Source organism: Thermococcus sp. M36 (assembly GCF_012027355.1).
Classification (GTDB): domain Archaea; phylum Methanobacteriota_B; class Thermococci; order Thermococcales; family Thermococcaceae; genus Thermococcus.
On the sequence record NZ_SNUH01000226.1, the window covers coordinates 1 to 432 of the forward strand.

The following is a 432-nucleotide window of genomic DNA, read 5'->3' on the forward strand; positions in this document are numbered from 1 at the left end:
TCAACCGTTTTATCGGGTAGTGTTTCAGGAAACACCAATCAAACAACTGCAACAACAGCAAATCAAACTATTACTGATTCATTAATTAATATCGGAACAACTACTGCGAGGGTGCGATATATTGTTATGGCCATTACAGATTCCGGTTGTGTAAGCAAGCCTGATACATTATATGTTATTGTTCAACCTAAAGTAACCAATGCTAATGCCGGTATTAGTCAAAAGTTGTGTAATGCAACAACAGCAACACTTTCAGGCAATACACCAACTACAGGTAATGGGGTATGGACACAAATTGGTTTACCTGCTGCAACTATTGCTAATGCCAATGCAGCATCAACAACAGTTAGCGGGTTAACAGGCAATAACAATTATTATTTTGTGTGGAAGATTAGCGGTGCGAATATTTGCCCTACAAGCAGTGATACTGTA

At 38.7% G+C, this 432-nt stretch carries 1 protein-coding gene; it reads left to right on the plus strand.

The window, feature by feature from the left end; all coding sequences use genetic code 11:
- Window positions 1-432 (plus strand): PKD-like domain-containing protein (locus tag E3E36_RS12095; protein ID WP_167895609.1); only part of this gene is annotated, 432 nt, incomplete at both ends.